Here is a 20,414-nt window from a genome sequence, read left to right on the forward strand (position 1 = left end):
GCGCAACCATTCGACGCGGGGTGGAGCAGCCCGGTAGCTCGTCAGGCTCATAACCTGAAGGTCGTAGGTTCAAATCCTGCCCCCGCAACCAAATCAAACCCGCCAGGAAAACCCTGGCGGGTTCTTTCGTGCGCGCACGCGGCTGAAGCCGAGTCCGGTATCGCTACGCCCGAGAATACGCCCCGGCGATCGGGATGCTCTTGGTCACCACATAGGAGTAGTAGCGCTCGATCCCGATCGCCGGTTCGAGCAGCCGGTCGATCAGGCGCTGATAGCTGTCGATATCGGGCACGACCACCCGCATGATGTAGTCGATGCCGCCGCCGGTGGCATCGCAGGCGACGATGGCCGGCTCCCTGGCGACGGCCTCCTCGAACCGGCGAAAATCCGCCTGCTGATGGCTCTTCAAGCTGATCTCGACAATCACCGCGGTGCGCGGCGCATCCGGCTCCAGATCGACGATGGCGGTGTAGCCCTTGATCACGCCGCCGCTCTCGAGACGCCGCAGGCGCTCCCAACAGGCAGCCGGAGACAGCGCCACTGCCGCCGCGAGCTTGAGCTTGGTCATCCGCCCGTCACGCTGCAGCGCCGAGACGATCTTCAGGTCGATGGGATCGAGCTTCATCTTCGCTGACCGTGCGTGCATAATGTCATGAACGATGCCGCCTAAGAACGAGACAATGATATGTTCCGTCAAGCCGATCGCCCTCCCGGCAACCGGACTTCTCCGGCTCTGGAGAGGGCTGTCGCGTGGCGCCCCGTCCTGGCGAAGCAGAAGGGGGCGACCAAGCATGCGGCGCTGACCGAGCGCATCATCGCCGATATCGACGCCGGCATCCTGAAGCCGGCGGACCGGATGCCGACCCATCGCGATCTCGCCCGCGAGCTTGGCATGTCGGTCCAGACCGTCAGCCTCAGCTACAAGGAGGCCGAGCGCCTGGGCTATCTCAGCGGTGAGGTCGGACGCGGGACCTTCGTCAAGATCCGCGTCACCGAGCAGGCGGGGCGCCTGATGCTCGATCGCAGCCCGACGGCGGTCGTGGATCTCTCGATCGTGCGCGGGGTCTATCTCGACGCGCATGAAGCGGCCTCGCGGGAGGTGCTAGCCGCGTTGGCCAGGGACGACAATGGTGTCTTCATGCGACCTTGCCGGCCGATCGCCGGTCTCGACCACCATCGCGAAGCGGCGCGCCTTTGGCTCGGACCGCTCGGCGTCGAGACTTCCGCCGAACGCGTTCTGATCACCAATGGCGCCGCGCATGCGCTCTTCCTGGCCCTGGCCTGCGTCGTGCGCGCCGGCGACCTCGTGCTGACCGAGAACTTGACCGATCACGGCGTCATCGGGCTCGCCAACATCCTCGGCTTCAGCCTCAAAGGGCTGCCGACCGACGAGGAGGGAATTCGGCCCGATGCATTCGAGGCGGCCTGCCGCGCCGGCGGTGTGCGCGTGCTCGTCCTCATCCCGACGCTGAACAATCCGACGAGCCATGTCGCCGGCCCCGAGCGCCGCCACGCCATCGCCGAGATCGCCCGGCGCCATGGCGTCTTCGTCGTCGAGGACGAGGTCTACAAGCCGCTCATCGAGGAGGCGCTGCCGTCGATCACCGCGATGCTGCCCGATCTCGGCTTCTTTGTCACGAGCTTCACCAAGACAGTGCTGACCGGCCTGCGTGTCGGCTACCTGGTCGTGCCGCCGCAATATTCGATCCGCGCCACCTCCATCCTGCGGGTGACGAGCTGGAGCGGCACCTATCTGCCGGCCGAGATAGCGACGCGCTGGGTCGAGGACGGCACGGCGCACCGGCTGCTCGCCATCCAGCGCGAGGAGGCGAAGGCGCGCCAGCGCATTGTCGCCGACACGCTGGGGGCTCATGTCGCGTCGAGCCATCCGCTCTCGCTTTGTGCCTGGCTCAAAGTGCCGGCGCACTGGACCGAGGATAGCCTCGTGCGCTCGCTCGCCGACCGGCGCGTGGCCGTGACGCCTTCCGATCCCTTCGTCGCCGGCGCCGGCCATGGCGGCGGCATCCGCATCTGCGTCGGCGGGCGGATGAGCCATGAGATGCTGGCCCGGACGCTGACGACCGTGCGACAGACCTTCGAGCAGCTTCCGCCGGTTTTCGACATCGGTGCGATCGGCTGAAAGACCGTTTGAGAATTCCTTCAGCCCTCATCCTGAGGAGGCATTTCGTTGGAAATGGCGTCTCGAAGGACGCTCCAGCGCTCTCCGGAGCTTTCTGAAGCATCCTTCGAGACGGCCCTGCGGGCCTCCTCGGGATGAGGGCTCAATTCTCAAAAGGTCCTGAGAGGCGAGCGGCGTTCGACGGGCGCGGCCTTCCCGCGCCGTCGCGCTCTGTCGCAGGTCTGTGTCACGATTGGATCATGACAATATAATAATTGACATGAATTTCTACCCCTCGCAGCATGACAAGCGAGAGGGGACGACGGTGAACAAACCGCATCTCGCCAGTGTCGAAGCAGATCTGCCGGCCGCGCCACCGGTGCCGGTCGCGTTGCCCGACATCGCGGCCGCCGCGGTGCGCATCGCCGGCCGGGTGGCGCGCACGCCGCTTGTCGCCTCGCCGTCCCTGAGCCGCCTCTGCGGCCAGCCTGTCCACCTCAAACTGGAAACCCGCCAGTCGATCGGCGCCTTCAAGATTCGCGGCGCGATGAACGCGGTGCTGGCACTCGGCGAAGACCAGCGCCGGCGCGGGCTCGTCACCGCCTCCACCGGCAATCATGGCCGTGCGGTCGCCTACGCAGCCCGGCAGCTCGGCCTTCGCGCCACGATCTGCATGTCGGCGCTGGTGCCGGCGAACAAGGTCGAGGCGATCCGCTCGCTGGGCGCCGAGATCCGCATCGTCGGGCGCTCGCAGGACGACGCGCAGGCCGAGGTCGACCGGCTGGTCGTGGAGCACGGGCTCACCCCGATTCCGCCCTTCGACGATGCGGCCGTGGTGGCCGGGCAGGGGACGATCGGTCTCGAACTGGTCGAGGATCTGCCCGAACTCGCCTGCGTGCTGATCCCGCTCTCGGGCGGAGGACTTGCGGCCGGCATCGCGGCGGCGGTCGGGGCGCTGCGACCCTCGGCCAGGATCGTCGGTATCTCGATGGAGCGCGGTGCCGCCATGGCCGCGGCGATCGCGGCCGGGCGTCCCGTGGCGGTTGCGGAAGAGGAAACGCTGGCGGATTCGCTCGGCGGCGGCATCGGGCTTTCCAACCAGGTTACCTTCGCGCTGTGCCGCGACCTGCTCGACGAGGTCGTGCTGCTGAGCGAGGCGGAGATTGCGGCCGGCATCCGCCACGCTGCGCGGGAAGAGGGCGAGATCGTCGAGGGCGCCGGCGCGGTCGGCATCGCGGCCCTGCTCGCCGGCAAGGTCAGCCCGCAAGGGCCGACGGCGATCATCGTCTCGGGCGGCAATATCGACGAGGTCCTGCACCGCCGCATCCTGTCCGGAGCCGCCGCATGAGCCGCATGCTAGTCCTCACCGAGGCGGAACTGCGCCGCGTCGTCAGGCTCGATCTGAGCGTGATCGCCTGTGTCGAGGAAGCCTTCGCGGCGCTCGCCACCAAAGCCGTGGCCATGCCGCCGATCCTGCGGCTCGACATCCCCGAATATCGTGGCGAGGTCGACGTGAAGACGGCCTATGTACCGGGCCTCGACGGATTCGCGATCAAGGTCAGCCCCGGCTTCTTCGACAATCCGAAGCTCGGCCTGCCGAGCCTGAACGGGCTGATGATCCTGTTCAGCGCGAGGACCGGGCTGGTCGAGGCGCTGCTCCTGGACAATGGCTATCTCACCGATGTGAGGACGGCCGCAGCCGGAGCGGTCGCAGCGCGTCATCTTGCGCGCCCCGAGGCGGCGGTTGCGGCGATTTTCGGTGCCGGCATGCAGGCGCGACTTCAGCTCGAGGCGCTGGCGCTGGTGCGGCCGATCCGCGAGGCGCGGATCTGGGCGCGCGACGCGCAAAAGGCCGGCGAGGCCGCGAGCGATCTTTCCCGGCAGCTCGGCTTTTCCGTCGCCGCCGTCGCCGATCCGCGGGCGGCAGCAAGAGGTGCCGACGTCATCGTCACCACGACGCCGGCCGAGCGGCCCATCCTGATGGCGGAATGGCTCGAGCCCGGCCAGCACATCACGGCGATGGGCTCCGACAGCGAGCACAAGAACGAGATCGACCCCGCCATCTTCGCCCGCGCGAGCTATGTCGCCGACCGCCTCGCCCAGACGCGGCGCCTCGGCGAGCTCGCTCACGCGATCCGCACCGGCGTCGCCACGGCCGACCAGGCTTTCGCCGAGCTCGGCGAGGTGATCGCCGGCAAGCGCGCCGGCCGGAGAAAAGCCGACGAGATCACGCTGGCGGACCTGACCGGCACCGGCGTGCAGGACACGGCAATCGCCAATCTCGCCGCCTTCCGCGCCCGCGGTGCCGGCGCCGGACAGACCATCGACACCAAGGCCGAAATGGGAGACGCCGCGTGACAGCGACCCTGAATTTCACGCGCGAGGAATATACCGAGCGCCTCGTCAAGACGCGCGCCGCGATGGAGCGGGCCGGCATCGAGCTGATGGTCGTGACCGACCCGTCCAATATGCATTGGCTCACGGGCTATGACGGCTGGTCGTTCTACGTGCATCAATGCGTGATCGTGCCGCCGACGGGCGAGCCGATCTGGTACGGCCGCAAGCAGGATGCGAACGGCGCCAAGCGCACCGCCTGGCTCGCCCATGACAACATCGTCGGCTATCCGGACCATTACGTTCAGTCGACGGAGCGCCATCCGATGGACCTGCTCGCGCAGATCATCGCAGAGCGCGGCTGGGAGAAGCTCTCGATCGCGGTCGAGATGGACAATTACTACTTCTCCGCGGCTGCTTTCGCCTCCTTGCAGAAGCACCTGCCGAATGCCCGCTTCAAGGATGCCGGCGGGCTGGTGAACTGGCAGCGCGCGGTCAAAAGTCCGACCGAACTCGACTACATGCGCAAGGCCGGCCGCATCGTCGAGCTGATGCACCAGCGCATCGTCGAGGTCGTCGAGCCCGGCATGCGCAAATGCGACCTCGTCGCCGAGATCTACGATGCCGGCATCCGCGGCACGGCCGAATTCGGCGGCGACTATCCGGCGATCGTGCCGCTGCTGCCTTCGGGAGCGGACGCCTCCGCGCCGCATCTGACCTGGGACGACAAGCCGATGCGCCTCGGCGAAGGCACCTTCTTCGAGATCGCCGGCGCCTATAAGCGCTACCACTGCCCGCTGTCGCGCACCGTCTTCCTCGGCAAGCCGACGCAGGCCTTCCTCGACGCCGAGAAGGCAACGCTCGAAGGCATGGAAGCCGGGCTCGCCGCGGCAAAACCCGGCAATACCTGCGAGGACATCGCCAACGCATTCTTCGCGGTGCTGAAGAAATACGGAATCATCAAGGACAACCGCACCGGCTACCCGATCGGCCTGTCCTATCCGCCGGATTGGGGCGAGCGCACCATGAGCCTCAGGCCCGGCGACCGGACCGAGCTCAAGCCCGGCATGACCTTCCACTTCATGACCGGCCTCTGGCTCGAGGACATGGGCCTCGAGATCACCGAAAGCATCGCGATCACTGAGACGGGCGTCGAATGCCTGTCGAACGTGCCGCGCCAGCTCTTCGTCAAGGGTTGAGGCCGATGTTGACCGCGTCTCCGCGCCCGTCGCCCGTGACCCCCACGGTCGATCTGTCGGCGCGCGGCGTCCAGCATGGCCATCTGCGCCTGCCCTATAGCCGGGACGACAGCGCCTGGGGCTCGGTGATGATCCCGATCTGCGTCGTCGCGAATGGCGAGGGGCCGACGGCGCTTCTGACCGGCGCGAACCATGGCGACGAATACGAAGGGCCGGCGGCGCTGTTCGAGCTGGCGCGCACGCTCGATCCGGCGACCGTTTCGGGCCGGGTCATCATCGTGCCGGCGCTGAACTATCCGGCCTTCCGGGCCGGGACGCGGACCTCGCCGATCGACAGGGGCAATCTCAACCGCAGCTTTCCGGGCCGGCCGGATGGCAGCGTGACCGAGAAGATCGCCGACTATGTCACGCGCCATCTCGTGCCGCTCGCCGATATCGTGCTCGACTTCCATTCGGGCGGAAGGACGCTCGACTTCCTGCCCTATGCCGCGGCGCATGAATTGCCGGACAAGGCGCAGGAGGCGCGTTGCTTTGCGGCGGTCGCGGCCTTTTCCGCGCCGTACTCGATGAAGATGCTCGAGATCGACGCCATCGGCATGCTCGACACCACCGTCGAGGAGATGGGCAAGGTCTTCGTCACGACCGAGCTCGGCGGGGCGGGAACGGCGAGCGCGCGCAGCATCGGCATCGCCCGCCGCGGCGCCGCCAACCTGCTGAAGCATGCCGGCATCCTCGCCGGAGCGCCCGAGACCATGCCGACGCGCTGGCTCGACATGCCCTCCAGCGACTGTTTCAGCTTCGCCGGGGATGACGGGCTCATCGTCTTCGAGCGCGATCTTGGTGAGCCCGTGCAGGCCGGCGAGGTGATCGCTCGGCTTTACCCCGTCGGCAGAACCGGGCTCGCCCCGGCCGAGTACCGGGCCACCATGGACGGCATCCTCGCCGCGCGCCACGTCCCCGGGCTGATCAAGGCGGGCGACTGCCTCTCGGTCCTCGCCGTGCTGAAGGAGGCGCCCTGACCCGTTCGGCCGGGCGACCGGTCCAAACCCATCCGCCGGCGCGAAGACGCCAGAGAGCCGAGGCAATCGGCATGCGGAAAAACATCAACCAGAGGAGAATGCAGATGCCGTTTCTAAAGATTGCGGGAATCTCCGCCATTGCTCTCGCCACCGGCCTCGCCGCCGCGGGCGCGACCACCCTCAAGGACGTCAAGGACCAGGGCTATATCCGCGTCGCGACCGCCAATGAGGTGCCCTATTCCTACATGAAGGATGACGGCACCTCGGCCGGCATCGGGCCCGACGTCGCTAACGCCGTGCTGAAGAAGCTCGGCGTCGCCGAGGCCACCTGGTCCGTCACGCCGTTCGGCACGCTGATCCCCGGCCTCAAGGCCAAGCGCTTCGACTTCGTCGCCGCCGAGCAGAACATCTCGCCGGAGCGCTGCAAGCAGGTCTCCTTCAGCGAGCCGAACTCCTCCTATGGCGAGGGATTGCTGGTGAAGAAGGGCAACCCGAAGAAGCTCACGACCTATGCCGATATCGCCAAGGATCCGTCGCTCAAGGTCGCGGTCGTCTCCGGCGCCAACAACATCGACTTCCTGCGCGCCGTCGGCGTCAAGGACAGCCAGGTGATCTTCATCACCGCCAATGCCGACGCGCTCGCGACCGTGCAGAGCCGCGCCGACGCCTATGCCGCGACCGAGCTCACCGTCGCCTCGCTCGCCAAGGGCCAGGCCAATGTCGAGCAGGCCGCGCCCTTCACCGATCCGGTGGTCAACGGCAAGCCGGTCCGCAATTTCGGCGGCTTCGCCTTCCGGCCGGAGGACAAGGAACTGCGCGACGCCTTCAACGCCGCTCTCGTCGAGTTCCGCAAGACCGACGAGTACAAGAAGATCCTGGGCAGCTACGGGCTGTCCGAAGCGAGCATCAAGGCGGCCGCCGAGCGCAAGGTCGCGGATCTTTGCGCCGGCAAGTAAGTCTCCAGAGCATGGTCTGTAGCGGCGCGCGCCGCATCTGCCACCAGACCATGCCCTGAACCGGCGAGTCGGCGTGAATCCTTGTCGTCCAGCCGGTTCCGGCTGAACGGAGGACACGCCGAACGACACCCTTCCGCCCGCCAGGCCGGCGGGCGGAGCTTCGCACCCGTTTCCACGCTTTCGCGGGAGTCTGCTGGATGGAGTGGCTGTCCTATCTACCTGCGCTCGCGCGCGGTGCGCTCGTCACCGCCGCGATCACGCTGCCGGCGATCGCGATCGGCGCGGTCGCCGCTTTCGCCGCCGGCATCGCTCGCGTCGAGGGCGGACGCGTGCTGTCGACGATCGCGCTCTGCTATACGGAGCTCTTTCGCGGCACCTCGCTGTTCGTCCAGCTGTTCTGGTTCTACTATGCCTTGCCGCTGGTCGGGGTGAGCTTCGAGCCCGTCGCCACTGGCATTCTCGTGCTCTCCCTGCATGTCGGCGCCTACGGTTCCGAGATCGTGCGCGGCGCCCTGCAATCGGTCTCCGTACAGCAGCACGAAGCGGCGCGCGCGCTGAATTTCGGCCGCGTCCAGGCGCTCGTCCGTATCACCCTGCCGCAGGCGCTGGTCGAGATGATGCCGGCCTTCGGCAACCTCGCCATCGAGACCCTGAAGCTTTCCTCGCTGGTGTCGCTGATCTCGATCGCCGACCTGACCTTCCGCGCGCAATCGATCCGCAACCTCACCCTCGACAGTGCCGGCGTCTACAGCCTGACGCTCGTCGGCTATTTCGCGATGTCGCTGGTGCTGATGCTGATCATGCGGCTGATCGAGCGGCTGGTTCGGCGCGGGGCAGCTTTCCCGCGCGCGGCGCATTCGTGAGGCGCCCGGCATGATGTACGGTTTCGAATGGGATACGACGACGCCGCTGACCTACGCGTCCTCGATCCTGCCGATCATCCTGATCGGTCTCACGGTGACGCTGCAGGCGGCCGCAGCCGGCTTCGCGATCGCGCTGGCGCTCGGCCTCGTCTTCGCGCTGCTTCGCCGCAGCCGGTTCGCGGCGGTATCCTGGGCCACGGCCTTCGTCGTCGAGTTCCTGCGCGACACGCCGCTCCTGGTGCAGCTCTTCTTCCTCTATTATGTGCTGCCGGACTACGGCATCACCCTGCCGGCCTTCCTCACCGGGGCGCTCGCGCTCGGGCTGCAATATTCGGCCTATACCTCGGAGGTCTATCGCGGCGGCATCGAGGCTGTGCCGCGCGGGCAATGGGAAGCGGCCACCGCGCTGAACCTGACCCGGCTCCAGACCTATCGCGACGTCGTCGTGCCCCAGATCGTGCCGCGCATCCTGCCGGCCATGGGCAATTATCTCGTCGCGATGATCAAGGAGACCCCGGTGCTCTCCGTCGTCACCGTGCTGGAGATGATGGGCCTCGCCAACATGATCGGCGAGCGCACCTTCGAATATCTCGTCCCGCTGACGCTCGTCGGCCTGATCTTCCTCCTCCTCACGCTGACCTGTTCCGCCGGCCTGCACCGGCTGCAGAAGGCGCTGCCGAAAGCAGGGATCCCGCTGCGATGACCGAGACCGCCCAGCCTGCCGTCGGCGCAAAAGCACCCATCATCGAGTTCTCGAACGTCATCAAGCGCTTCGGCGCGCTGACCGTTCTCGACGACTTCAATTTCAGCGTGGCGCAGGGCGAGAAGGTCACGCTGATCGGCCCCTCCGGCTCCGGCAAGTCGACGGTGCTGCGCATCCTGATGACGCTGGAGCCCTTCCAGGAGGGGCGGCTGACGCTCGCCGGCATGCCCTATCACGAGGAGGGCGCCCACGGCCCGTTCAGGGCGTCCGAGCGGCATCTGCGTCAGATCCGCAGCCATGTCGGCATGGTCTTCCAGAGCTTCAACCTGTTCCCGCATATGAGCGTCCTGCGCAATGTCGTCGAGGCGCCGGTGCGGGTGCTCGGCCTGCCGCGCGGCGAGGCCGAATGCCGGGCCGTCGACCTGCTCGCCATGGTCGGCCTCGCCGACAAGAAGGACCACTACCCCGCGCAGCTTTCCGGCGGCCAGCAGCAGCGCGTCGCCATCGCCCGCGCACTCGCCATGCGCCCGCGCGTGCTGCTTTTCGACGAGCCGACCTCGGCGCTCGACCCGCAGCTCGTCGGCGAGGTGCTCTCGGTCATCCGCGGGCTGGCTCAGGAGCACGATCTGACGATGCTGCTGGTGACCCATGAAATGCGCTTCGCCCGCGAGGTCTCGGACCGGGTCTGCTTCTTCGACAAGGGCCGCATCTGCGAGCAGGGCGAACCCGAACGCATCTTCAGCGCACCCGAGCAGCCGCGGACGCGGGAGTTCCTGGCCTCGATCCTGGGCTGAGGGATCGGCCTTCGGGCGGCGCCGATACTCTGTCGGCGCCGCCCTGCATTTCCGAGATCCCTTCGGCCCGGGCCCGGTTCTTCGGAAACCGTCTCGCCGCCGTCTCGCCTAGGCTCCGCTGAGCGAGGGAGGACCATATGAACGCGATGTCAGCCGCTGCCGATCGGCCCCGCGGGCGGGAGAACGCCAAACCTGCCGAACATCCGGGCCTGTCGCGCCTTGCCGATCGCCGATTGCTGAGGCAGCTCGCCTATATCGACGGGCGCTGGACCGCCGCAGCGAACGGCGAGGCCTTCCCGGTGACTGACCCCGGGACCGGCGCGCTCGTCGCGCAGGTCGCCGCGCTCGGGGCGACTGAGGCGACGCAGGCGATCGACGCGGCGCATGCTGCCTTCCCGGGCTGGAAAGCGCTGCTGCCGCAGGAGCGCGCTGCGCTGCTGCGGCGCTGGCATGCGGGGATGCTGGCGGCGGCCGAGGACCTCGCTTTGCTGATGACGCTGGAGCAGGGCAAGCCGCTGGCGGAATCACGCGGCGAGATCGCCTATGCCGCCGACTTCATCGCCTATTACGCGGAGGAGGCACTGCGCGTGAACGCCGAGAGCGTGACCAGCCACCTGCCGGGCGCGCAGATGTGGCTCTCCCGCGAGCCGGTCGGTGTCGCAGCGCTGCTCACGCCCTGGAATTTTCCCTCGGCCATGCTGACGCGCAAGGCCGCGGCGGCGCTGGCCGCCGGCTGCACGGTCGTCGCCCATCCCTCATCGCAGACGCCGCTTTCGGCGCTGGCGCTGGCCGAACTCGCCGACCGGGCCGGATTGCCGGCGGGCGTGTTCAACATCGTCACCGGTGAGGCCGCGCCGATCGCCGAGACCTACTGCGCCGACGCCCGCGTGCGCGCCGTGAGTTTCACCGGCTCGACCGAGATCGGCCGCATCGTCGCGCGCAACGCGGCAGCGACCGTCAAGCGCGTGGTCATGGAACTCGGCGGCCATGCGCCGCTGATCGTCTTCGACGATGCCGATCTCGACCGCGCCGTCGCGATCGCGATCGATGCCAAGTTCGCGACGTCGGGACAGGATTGCCTCGCCGCCAACCGGATCTATGTGCAGCGCGGTCTCTATGAACGCTTCTGCGCCGCCTTCGCCGAAAAGGCCGCGGCGTTGCGCGTCGGCCCCGGCCTCGACGCAGGTATCGATATCGGCCCGCTGATGCACGAGGCCGCCAAGCGCAAGGCGAAAGCCCAGATCGCCGACGCGCTGGGGCGCGGCGCGAGACGGCTGACGCCGGAGCGTGCCATGCCCGGCCCGCTCTTCCTGACGCCGACCGTTCTCGCCGATGTGCCGGACGAGGCGGCGATCATGCGCGAGGAGACGTTTGCGCCGGTTGCGGCGATCGCGCCCTTCGACAGCGACGAGGAGGTCGTCGCCCGCGCCAACGACACCGAATACGGCCTCGTTGCCTATGTCGTGACGCGTGACGGCGCTCGCGCCGCGCGGATGGCCAAGGCGCTCGACTACGGCATGGTCGCGGTCAACCGCGTCAAGATCACCGGTGCGCCGATCCCCTTCGGCGGGATGAAGCAGTCCGGGCTTGGCCGCGAAGGCTCGCGCCACGGCCTCGAAGCCTTCACCGACCTCAAATATGTCTGCCTCGATCTGAACTGAGGCGCCTTTTTCCCGTTTCCGCGAAGGATCATTGCGATGCTCGAGCAACCCGCCCGCACCGATAACGAACTGGACGCCTGGGATCGCGACCATTTCTTCCATCCCTCGACGCATATGGGCCAGCACGCCCGCGGCGAGACCCCGAACCGCATCATCGCCGGCGGCGAGGGGGTCTACATCGTCGATCGCGACGGCAAGAGGAGCCTCGACGCCTTCGCCGGCCTCTATTGCGTGAATGTCGGCTATGGCCGCAAATCGATCACCGACGCGATCGCCGATCAGGCGGCGAAGCTGTCCTATTACCATGCCTATGTCGGCCATGGCTCGGAGCCGTCGATCAAGCTCGCCAAAATGGTCGTGGACCGTGCGCCCAAGGGCATGAGCCGGGTCTTCTTCGGGCTGTCGGGCTCGGACGCCAACGAGACCAATCTCAAGCTGGTCTGGTACTACAACAACGTGCTGAAGCGGCCGGAGAAGAAGAAGATCATCTCGCGCTGGCGCGGCTATCACGGCTCGGGCGTGATGACCGGCAGCCTCACCGGCCTCGCCGCCTTCCATAATCTCTTCGATCTGCCGAAAGCGCCGGTCCTGCACACCGAGGCCCCGTATTACTACCGCCGCGCCGATCGCAGCATGAGCGAGGAAGCGTTCTCGCAGCATTGCGCCGACAAGCTCGAAGAGCTGATCCAGGCCGAGGGGCCGGAGACGATCGCCGCCTTCATCGGCGAACCGGTGCTCGGCACGGGCGGCATCGTGCCGCCACCTGCCGGCTACTGGGCGAAGATCCAGGCGGTGCTGAAGAAGCACGACATCCTGCTGATCGCCGACGAGGTGGTCACCGGGTTCGGCCGCCTCGGCAGCATGTTCGGCTCTGACCATTACGGCATCGAGCCCGACCTCATCACCATCGCCAAGGGGCTGACCTCGGCCTATGCGCCGCTCTCGGGCGTCATCGTCGCCGAGACGCTCTGGCGCGTGCTGGAGCAGGGATCGGACGAATACGGCCCGATCGGCCATGGCTGGACCTATTCCTCGCATCCGCTTTGCGCCGCAGCCGGCGTCGCCAATCTCGAGCTCGTCGACGAGCTCGATCTCGTGCGCAATGCCGGCGAGGTCGGTGCCTATTTCAACGCGGCGCTGAAGGAGGCGGTCGGCGGCCATCGCCATGTCGGCGAGGTCCGCGGCGAGGGGCTGCTGGCGGCCGTCGAATTCGTCCGCGACAAGGATGATCGCGTCTTCTTCGACGCCTCGGCGAAGGTCGGCCCGCGCATCGCCGCCGCTTTGCTGGAACAGGGCGTCATCGCCCGCGCCATGCCGCAGGGCGACATCCTCGGCTTCGCGCCGCCGCTATGCCTGACGAAGCAGGAGGCCGACCAGGTCATCGGCGCGACGCGCCGCGCCATCGAAGCGGTGGCAGCGACGCTTTAGCGCCTGCGGTTTTGCGGTGGAACCACGCCGTCATTCCGGACAAGCGGCGAAGCCGCGCCGCTCCGGAATCCATCGAAAAGCGCCGAGCTCTATGATGGATTCCGGCACTCCGGCCGGAATGACGGCTGTTTCCGAGAGAAACCAGCAGGCTTTAGCGCCAAAGCCGGCCCCCGGGGTCTTGTTCGATCACGCTGCCCAAGCACGCGACGCCTGCTAGGTAGTGCGTCCGTCCCGCGACTCGATGGCGTTCGCCAGCACGCGGACGACATGCACCGCCTCGCGGCCGGCGCCGTCATGGATCTGGTGGCGGCAACTCGTGCCGTCGGCGACGACGAGATCGTCGGGAGCGGCCTTGCGGATGGCGGGCAATAGCGACAGCTCGGCCATCGCCAGCGAGACATCGATGGTCTCGGCGCCATAGCCGAAGGCGCCCGACATGCCGCAGCAGCTCGACTCGATCGGCCGGACCTCGAGGCCGGGCACGGCGCGCAAGGTCGTCTCGACCGCGCCCATCGCGTCGAAGGCCTTCTGGTGGCAATGGCCGTGCAGATGCGCGACGCGCCCGCCTTGGTCGCGGAACGGCAGCTTCGTCGTACCGGCCGCGATATCCGTTGCGAGCAGTTCCTCGATCAGCACCGCCGCCTTGGCCAGCGGCTCGACCTCCGTCTTCGGCAGCAAGGCCGAGAACTCGTCACGGAAGCTCATCAGGCAGGAGGGTTCGAGGCCGACGATTCGGGCTCCCTTCGCGACGAAGGGAGAAAGCGCATCGAGCGTGCGCCGCGCTTCAGCCCTTGCCTCGTCGACGAGTCCCGCCGAGAGGAAGGTGCGGCCGCAGCAGAGCGGCCGGCCGCCATCCTGCGGCTCCACCTTGTGGATGCGGTAGCCACCGGCCGCCAGCACGCGCTCCGCCGCTTCGAGATTTTCGCGCTCGTAATAGCGGTTGAAGGTGTCGCCGAAGAGCACGAGGTCGCGCCCGTCGCCCTTGAGCTCGGCGGGCGTCGCCGCCTTGCCGCCCTGTTGCCAGGGCTTGCGCCAGACTGGCAGCGAACGTCGCGCGCTGAAGCCGAGCCAGCGCTCCGTGAGCTTCGCCAGCGCCGGAACGCGATCGCGCAGGTTCATCAGCGGCGCGAGCCTGGCGGCAAAGGGCGCGTAGCGCGGCAGATAGGCGATCAGCCGCTCCTTGAGCGGCAGGCCGTGGCGCGCATGGTAGTGATGCAGGAACTCGATCTTCATCCGCGCCATGTCGACGCCGGTCGGGCAGTCGCGCTTGCAGCCCTTGCAGGAGACGCAGAGATCGAGCGTCTGCTTCATCTCGGGAGAGGTGAATGCATCGGGGCCGAGCTGGCCCGAGATCGCGAGCCTCAGCGTGTTGGCGCGCCCGCGCGTGAGATGCTGTTCCTCCCGCGTCGCGCGCCAGGAAGGGCACATCGTGCCTCCGGCCATCTTCCGGCAGGTGCCGTTGTTGTTGCACATCTCGACGGCGCCACCGAGCCCGCCCCAGTCCGACCAGTCGAGCACCGTCTGCGCCGGAACCGGCGTCGCATAGCCGGGCGGAAAGCGCATCAGGCTGCGATCGTCCATGTGATAGGAGCGGACGATCTTCCCGGGGTTGAGGTGATTTTTCGGGTCGAAGCCATCCTTGACCGCCTCGAAAGCGCGGGTCAGCGGGCCGCCGAACATCGGCTCGACGAAATCCGAGCGCGAGATGCCGTCGCCATGCTCGCCCGAGAACGAGCCCTTGAAGCGGCGCACCAGCTCGCAGGCTTCCTCGGCGATGCTCCGCATCGCCTTCACGCCGGCTTCCGTCTTCATGTTCAGGATCGGGCGGACATGCAGGCAGCCGACGGAGGCATGCGCATACCAGGTGCCGCGCGTGCCGTGCCGCTCGAACAGGGCGGTGACCGCGTCCGTGTAATCCGCGAGATGCTCGAGCGGAACGGCGCAGTCCTCGATGAAGGAGACCGGTTTCCCGTCGCCCTTCATCGACATCATGATGTTGAGGCAGGCTTCGCGCACCTCCCAGACCGGCTTCTGCCGCGCCGGCTCGATCACCTCGACCACCGCATCGGGGAAGCCGTGGTCCGCCATGCACTGGTCGAGCCGCTTCAGGTCAGTTTTCAGCGCGGCTAGATCGTCGCCGGCGAACTCGACCAGCAGCAGGCAGTTCGGCTTGCCCTTTGTGATGTCGGCGAGCGTGCGCACGAAGAGCGGGATGTCGGCGCCGAGAGCCAGGACATTGTTGTCGACCAGCTCCACCGCGACCGGCCCGAGCGCGACGAGATGCCGTGTCGTCTCCATCGCCGCGCGGAAGCTCGGGAAATGGCAGACGCCCATCACGCGGTGCTGCGGCAAGGCCGAGAGCCTGAGCGTCGCTTCCGTGGTGATGGCGAGCGTGCCCTCCGAGCCGACGAGCAAACGCGACAGGTTCGGCTGCGGCACGATCAGCTCGTCGAGATTGTAGCCGCCCACACGGCGCTGCACCTTGGGGAAGATCGCTTCGATCTCGCCGCGATGGCCTTCAGCCAGTGCCAGCATCCGCGTCATCAGCTCGCGGGCGCGCGGAGAGGCATTGTCGCCGACCGCGCCCTCGCCGAGCGCGAAGGGCTCCCCATCGTGGAACATCGCTTTCAGGGAGATGAGGTTGTCGACCATCTTGCCATAGCGCAGCGAGCGTGCGCCGGCGGAGTTGTTGCCGACCATGCCGCCGATGGTGCAGCGGCTCGCGGTCGAGGGCTCGACCGGGAAAAACAGCCCGTCCTTGCGCAGGCGGGTATTGAGCGCTTCCAGCACGATGCCCGGCGCCACCGCAATCGTCCGCGCCGCGGGGTCGTAGTCGCGGACGGCGTCGAAATGCCGGCTTATGTCGAGCACCAGCCCATCGCCGATCGGCTGGCCGTTCTGGGAGGTGCCGCCGCCGCGTGCGATGACCGGCACGCCGTGCTCGGCCGCAATCGTCAGTGCCGCGGCGATGTCGGCCTCGCTCTTCGGGAAGGCGACGCCCTGCGGCACGATCTGGTAGATCGACGCGTCCGTGGCGTATCGCCCGCGGGTGAAGGCGTCGAAACGCACCTCGCCCTCGAGTGCCTGCGACAGTTTCCGTTCGAAGCCGAGATTGCGCGAACCCTGCTTGGCAAAGGGGGAAGCGTGGTTCATCGCGTCATTCGTCCATTCCAGTTCGAGTCATCCCGGGCGACCGGAGGGAGACCCGGCCGGGATGACGGCGCGTCTTCCTGGAGGCGACAGGCTATCAGGCCGCCTCCACCGCCTTTGTCTGTCGGCCTTTGCCACGCATCGCCCCGATCAGGTCGGACACCGGCCCCCAGCATAGCAACAGCAGGGCCAGCACCACGAGCGTGGTGACCAGCCCGTTCGCCCAGAAGATGCCGAGTGACCCGCCGGAGCCGAGCAGCGCCTGGCGGAAGGCGTCCTCGGCCCTGTCGCCCAGCACCAGCGCCAGAATCAGCGGGGCGAGAGGATAGTCGAGCTTCTTGAAGACGTAGCCGATGATGCCGAAGATCAGCATCAGCCAGATGTCGAAGGTCGAGTTCGAGATGGTGTAGGCGCCGATTGCGCAGACGATCAGGATCACCGGTGCGACATAGGAGAAGGGGATGCGCATGATCGCCGCGAAGAGCGGCACGGTCGCGAGCACGATGATCAGGCCGGCGAGATTGCCGAGATACATCGAGGCGATCAGCCCCCAGACGAAATCCTTCTGCTCGACGAACAGCATCGGCCCCGGCTGCAGCCCCCAGACCAGCAGGCCGCCGAGCAGCACCGCGGCGGTGGCCGAGCCGGGAATGCCGAGCGCCAGCATCGGCAGCAGCGCACTGGTGCCGGCCGCGTGCGCCGCGGTCTCGGGCGCCAGCACGCCCTCGATCTCGCCCTTGCCGAAATTGGCGCCGCGCTTCGAGAAGCGCTTGGCGAGGCCGTAACCCATGAAGGAGGCGGCGATGGCGCCCCCCGGCGTCACGCCCATCCACATGCCGACCATCGCGGAGCGCAGCAGCGTCACCCAGTAGCGCGGCAGGCCGGCCCAAGTCCGCAGCACGACCATCAGGTCGATCCTGGCCTGCTTGCCCTTGAACACCAGGCCCTCCTCGACCGTCAGCAGGATCTCGCTGACGCCGAACAGGCCGATGACCACGATCAGGAAGTCGAAGCCGCGCATCAGCTCGGTCGAGCCGAAGGTCATGCGCAGGTCGCCCGAGATCGAGTCGAGGCCGACCGCCGCGAGCAGGAAGCCGATGCAGAGCGAGGCCAGGATCTTGGCCCGGTGCTCCCGGCCCATGCCGATGAACGAGCAGAAGGTCAGCAGGAAGACCGCGAAGAACTCGGCCGGGCCGAAACGCAGCGCAAACTGGGCGACCAGCGGCGCGACGAAGGTGATCAGCACCACGCCCGAAAGCGCGCCGATGAAGGAGGCGGTGAAAGCAGCGGTCAGCGCCTCGGCGGCCTTGCCCTGCACCGCCATCGGGTAGCCGTCGAAAGTGGTCGCGACCGACCAGGCCTCGCCGGGGATATTGAACAGGATCGAGGTGATCGCGCCGCCGAACAGCGCGCCCCAGTAGATCGAGGAGAGCAGGATGATCGCCGAGGTCGGGTCCATGCCGAAGGTCAGCGGCAGCAGGATAGCGACGCCGTTCGGGCCGCCGAGGCCGGGCAGCACGCCGACGATGATGCCGAGCACCACGCCGATCGCCATGAAGCCGATATTGTGCCAGGTGAGCGCGACCTGGAAGCCGTTCAGGAGCGAGGCGAAGTCATCCATCGTTTCACCTCAGTAGCCGAGCGCGGCTTCGAGCGGCCCCTTGGGCAGCGGCACGCGGAATTGCAGCTCGAAGACCCAGAAGCAGATGACGGGCACGAGGATCGCGGTCAGCGCGATGCTCCACCAGCGCGAGGTGGCGACCACGCCCATGAAGACCAGGATGAAGATCGAGGAGGCGACGTAGAGCCCGAGCGGCTGGATCAGCACCACGAACAGCACCAGCGGCCCGAGCACGCGCGTGACCTGCTTGAGCTGCTCCCAGGTGACGAAGACCGTGTTCTCGCTGCGGAAGGACTGAAACAGGATGAACAGCGAAGCGGCCAGGAAGATCCAGCCGACGCGGGCCGGGAAGAAGCCGTTCTGCGGGCCGCCGTCCCAGCCGGCGCCGCGCCCGTAGGAATCGTACAGGACGACGCCGGCCAGCGCGATCAGGATGATCGCCGTGGCGATTTCCACGGGCCGGCGCGAGAGTCCGCGGACCGTCGTTTCGGTTTCATCAGGGCTCGACACGCTTCACCTCCAAGTCATCCCGGACAAGCCGCGAAGCGGCGCCGATCCGGGATCCATTCCTGAAGCGTTCCGGAATGGATCCCGGGTCTCCCTTCGGTCGCCCGGGATAACGAGGTACCCTGGCAACGGCGATCCGTTCACTTCGCCATGAAGCCGGCCTCGGTCATCAGCCGCTCATGCTTCGCCTCATCCGACTTGAGGAAGGAGACGAAAGCCTCGCCGGCGCGATAGTCGGCCACCAGCGCGTTGCGGGCGAGATACTCCTTCCACTCCGGCGCCTCCGAGACCTTCTTGAACATGTCCACGTAGAAGGCCTGCTCGTCCTTGCCGACCTTTCCCGGCATGAACATGCCGCGCAGCATCTGGTAGCTGACGTTCAGCCCCTGCGAGGCGCAGGTCGGGATATCGGCCCAGGACTGGCCGTCCGCGACCTTCTCCGTGTAGCCCATCTTCTGCTCGGCGAAGACGCAGAGCGGCCGGGTGGCGCCGCCGCGCCAGTTCGCGAGGTCCTCGGCCGGGTTGTTGGTATTGGCCTCGACATGTCCGCCGGACAATTGCGTCGAGGCCTGGCCGCCGGAGGTGTAGGGGATGTAGGCGAACTTCACGCCACCCTGCTTCTCCATGGCGTGGACGATCAGATTGTCCTCGCGCTTGGACGAGGTGCCGCCGATCTTGAGCGCCGGGGTGGCCGCCTTCGCCGCCGCCATCAGGTCGCCGGCGCTCTTGTAGGGCGATTTGGCGTTGACCCAGAGCAGGAAGGAATCCTGGGCCAGCATCGCCACCGGGGTGTAATCGGTCCAGTTGAGCGCGAGCTTGGTCGCCATCGGCGTCATGAAGACGCCGCTCGAGGTGGTGATCAGCTTATGCGGATCGCCCGCCGCCTTCTGGATGTCGAGCATTCCTTCGGCGCCGCCGGCGGCCGGCTTGTTGACCACGATGACCGGCTGCTTGGTGAACTGGTGCTTCTGGATGATGCCCTGGATCGTGCGGGCCATCTGGTCGGAGGCGCCGCCTGCGGAAAACGGCACCACGATCTCGATCGGTTTGTTGGGCTCCCAGGCGAAGGCGGGGACGGTTGCGGCGACGGAAATGGCGGTGGCGGCAAGCCAATGCTGCTTCATGGTCGTTCTCTCCGTTGGTCGCGCTCTGACGGCGGCGTGCCAGGCAGCCTATGACCAAAAAATTTTGCATTCAATCCAAAAAGAGATTCCCAAAGAAATGACGACCATGCCTCTCCGTGACCTTGGGGTTCGGCAGGCTGAACGGCAGGGGCGAATGCGAGGGGCGGCGCTATGCCAGCGGCTGCGTCGCCTTGAGCTTGTTCCGCAGGTGTTGGAACATGATGTCGCTCAATTCGCTGCCTGCACGGCGGCGCAGCGCGTCGAGCATGGCCTCGTGTTCGCGCATGGCCTCGCCCAGACGGTCGCGATCCTTGGCGAGGTTGGCCGAATAGCGAACCCGTCGGATGCGGCCACTCAGGCTGGCATAGGTCGCAGCGAGCGTGGCGTTGCCGGCGGCCGCCACGATCATCTGATGGATCGCCTGGTTGCAGCGAAAATAGCCATGCATGTCGCGGCGCAGATAGAAATGATACATTTCGTGATGCATGCGCTCGATTTCGGCAATTTCCGCCTCGGTTATCCGTTCGCAGGCGAGGCGACCGGCCAGGGATTCGAGGCCGCCCATCACGTCGAAAAGCTCGCGCAGGTCATCGGCGTTGAGTTCGCGCACCCGCGCCCCGCGGTTCGGCAGGAGCTCGATCAGGCCCTCTGCGGCAAGGACCTTCAGCGCCTCGCGCAGAGGGGTGCGGGAGATGTTGAAGCGCTCGCACAGGGCGCGCTCCGGTATGCGGGCGCCGTCCGCCAGATTGCCCTCGACGATGAAATCGCGGAGCGCGGCGAGCAATTCATCGTGCAGGGAGCCGGAGGCTCGAACCCCTTCGGCCGGCGGAGGCGGGTGATCCTTGATGGTGCCGATGATCGTTTCGCTCATGTTCAATGGCTAGGGCCCTGCAAAGTGCCTGTCGAGCTTATGAGCAATCGCTTGTGAATGCCATG

The 20,414-nt window shown here is 67.1% G+C and carries 17 protein-coding genes and 1 tRNA gene; 12 read left to right on the plus strand and 6 right to left on the minus strand.

The genetic code is table 11. From position 1 onward, the window contains the following. Window positions 1-14 precede the first annotated feature (14 nt). Window positions 15-91: transfer RNA gene (locus tag V6M56_RS18580), tRNA-Met, on the plus strand. 72 nt (window positions 92-163) lie between these two features. Here the strand turns inward: V6M56_RS18580 and V6M56_RS18585 are convergent. Then, complete coding sequence (locus tag V6M56_RS18585) at window positions 164-697, minus strand: Lrp/AsnC family transcriptional regulator (RefSeq protein WP_332685707.1); 534 nt, start codon at window positions 695-697, stop codon at window positions 164-166. On the opposite strand from V6M56_RS18585, the gene ehuR reads away from it, so the two are divergent. The 11 genes from ehuR (at window position 686) to V6M56_RS18640 (ending at window position 13,076) form a co-directional block, all read left to right on the plus strand. Further along, window positions 686-2,140: a MocR-like ectoine utilization transcription factor EhuR gene (gene ehuR / locus V6M56_RS18590; protein ID WP_332685708.1), complete on the plus strand. Its 1,455-nt coding sequence runs from the start codon at window positions 686-688 to the stop codon at window positions 2,138-2,140. The two genes, V6M56_RS18585 and ehuR, sit on opposite strands and share 12 nt — an antisense overlap. Before the next feature lie 304 nt (window positions 2,141-2,444). Next, window positions 2,445-3,467 carry a hydroxyectoine utilization dehydratase EutB gene (gene eutB / locus V6M56_RS18595; protein WP_332685709.1) on the plus strand — a complete coding sequence of 341 codons (1,023 nt, stop codon included), beginning with the start codon at window positions 2,445-2,447 and terminating at the stop codon, window positions 3,465-3,467. Beyond that, complete coding sequence (eutC, locus tag V6M56_RS18600; protein ID WP_332685710.1) at window positions 3,464-4,477, plus strand: ectoine utilization protein EutC; 1,014 nt, start codon at window positions 3,464-3,466, stop codon at window positions 4,475-4,477. The genes eutB and eutC overlap by 4 nt, the downstream gene beginning before the upstream one ends. Then, on the plus strand, window positions 4,474-5,652 hold the full coding sequence (doeA, locus tag V6M56_RS18605) for an ectoine hydrolase DoeA (protein ID WP_332685711.1): 1,179 nt from the start codon (window positions 4,474-4,476) through the stop codon (window positions 5,650-5,652). The genes eutC and doeA overlap by 4 nt, the downstream gene beginning before the upstream one ends. Window positions 5,653-5,657: 5 nt before the next feature. After that, window positions 5,658-6,671: a N(2)-acetyl-L-2,4-diaminobutanoate deacetylase DoeB gene (gene doeB / locus V6M56_RS18610; protein WP_332685712.1), complete on the plus strand. Its 1,014-nt coding sequence runs from the start codon at window positions 5,658-5,660 to the stop codon at window positions 6,669-6,671. Window positions 6,672-6,775: 104 nt separating this feature from the next. Further along, window positions 6,776-7,627, plus strand: a complete 852-nt coding sequence (gene ehuB / locus V6M56_RS18615) for an ectoine/hydroxyectoine ABC transporter substrate-binding protein EhuB (protein WP_332685713.1) — start codon at window positions 6,776-6,778, stop codon at window positions 7,625-7,627. Between the two features lie 197 nt (window positions 7,628-7,824). Further along, window positions 7,825-8,490: an ectoine/hydroxyectoine ABC transporter permease subunit EhuC gene (gene ehuC / locus V6M56_RS18620; RefSeq protein WP_332685715.1), complete on the plus strand. Its 666-nt coding sequence runs from the start codon at window positions 7,825-7,827 to the stop codon at window positions 8,488-8,490. 10 nt (window positions 8,491-8,500) lie between these two features. Beyond that, entirely contained in the window at window positions 8,501-9,193 is a 693-nt protein-coding gene (gene ehuD / locus V6M56_RS18625) for an ectoine/hydroxyectoine ABC transporter permease subunit EhuD (protein WP_332685717.1), read from the plus strand. Further along, window positions 9,190-9,987 carry an ectoine/hydroxyectoine ABC transporter ATP-binding protein EhuA gene (gene ehuA / locus V6M56_RS18630; protein WP_332685719.1) on the plus strand — a complete coding sequence of 266 codons (798 nt, stop codon included), beginning with the start codon at window positions 9,190-9,192 and terminating at the stop codon, window positions 9,985-9,987. Before ehuD ends, ehuA begins: the two co-directional genes overlap by 4 nt. A gap of 146 nt (window positions 9,988-10,133) precedes the next feature. Then, window positions 10,134-11,648 (plus strand): NAD-dependent succinate-semialdehyde dehydrogenase, encoded by a 1,515-nt coding sequence (locus V6M56_RS18635; protein WP_442881183.1) that lies wholly within the window; start codon window positions 10,134-10,136, stop codon window positions 11,646-11,648. A 36-nt stretch (window positions 11,649-11,684) separates the two neighbouring features. Continuing rightward, window positions 11,685-13,076 (plus strand): aspartate aminotransferase family protein, encoded by a 1,392-nt coding sequence (locus V6M56_RS18640; RefSeq protein ID WP_332685723.1) that lies wholly within the window; start codon window positions 11,685-11,687, stop codon window positions 13,074-13,076. Window positions 13,077-13,289: 213 nt separating this feature from the next. On the opposite strand, the gene V6M56_RS18645 is transcribed toward V6M56_RS18640, so the two are convergent. The 5 genes from V6M56_RS18645 to V6M56_RS18665 all read right to left on the minus strand — a co-directional run bounded on the left by V6M56_RS18645 (window position 13,290) and on the right by V6M56_RS18665 (window position 20,349). Next, window positions 13,290-16,229: an FAD-binding and (Fe-S)-binding domain-containing protein gene (locus tag V6M56_RS18645; RefSeq protein WP_332685725.1), complete on the minus strand. Its 2,940-nt coding sequence runs from the start codon at window positions 16,227-16,229 to the stop codon at window positions 13,290-13,292. 94 nt (window positions 16,230-16,323) lie between these two features. Beyond that, the gene (locus V6M56_RS18650) at window positions 16,324-17,847 is read right to left on the minus strand and encodes a tripartite tricarboxylate transporter permease (protein ID WP_332685728.1); all 1,524 of its coding nucleotides are present in this window, start codon (window positions 17,845-17,847) and stop codon (window positions 16,324-16,326) included. A gap of 9 nt (window positions 17,848-17,856) precedes the next feature. Further along, window positions 17,857-18,357, minus strand: a complete 501-nt coding sequence (locus V6M56_RS18655; RefSeq protein WP_332685730.1) for a tripartite tricarboxylate transporter TctB family protein — start codon at window positions 18,355-18,357, stop codon at window positions 17,857-17,859. A 137-nt stretch (window positions 18,358-18,494) separates the two neighbouring features. Continuing rightward, window positions 18,495-19,478, minus strand: coding sequence for a Bug family tripartite tricarboxylate transporter substrate binding protein (locus V6M56_RS18660; protein WP_332685732.1), 984 nt, complete (start codon window positions 19,476-19,478; stop codon window positions 18,495-18,497). 169 nt (window positions 19,479-19,647) lie between these two features. Then, window positions 19,648-20,349, minus strand: a complete 702-nt coding sequence (locus V6M56_RS18665) for a GntR family transcriptional regulator (protein ID WP_332685734.1) — start codon at window positions 20,347-20,349, stop codon at window positions 19,648-19,650. Between the last annotated feature and the right edge of the window lie 65 nt (window positions 20,350-20,414).

The organism is Allobosea sp., assembly GCF_036675845.1.
GTDB lineage: Bacteria > Pseudomonadota > Alphaproteobacteria > Rhizobiales > Beijerinckiaceae > Allobosea.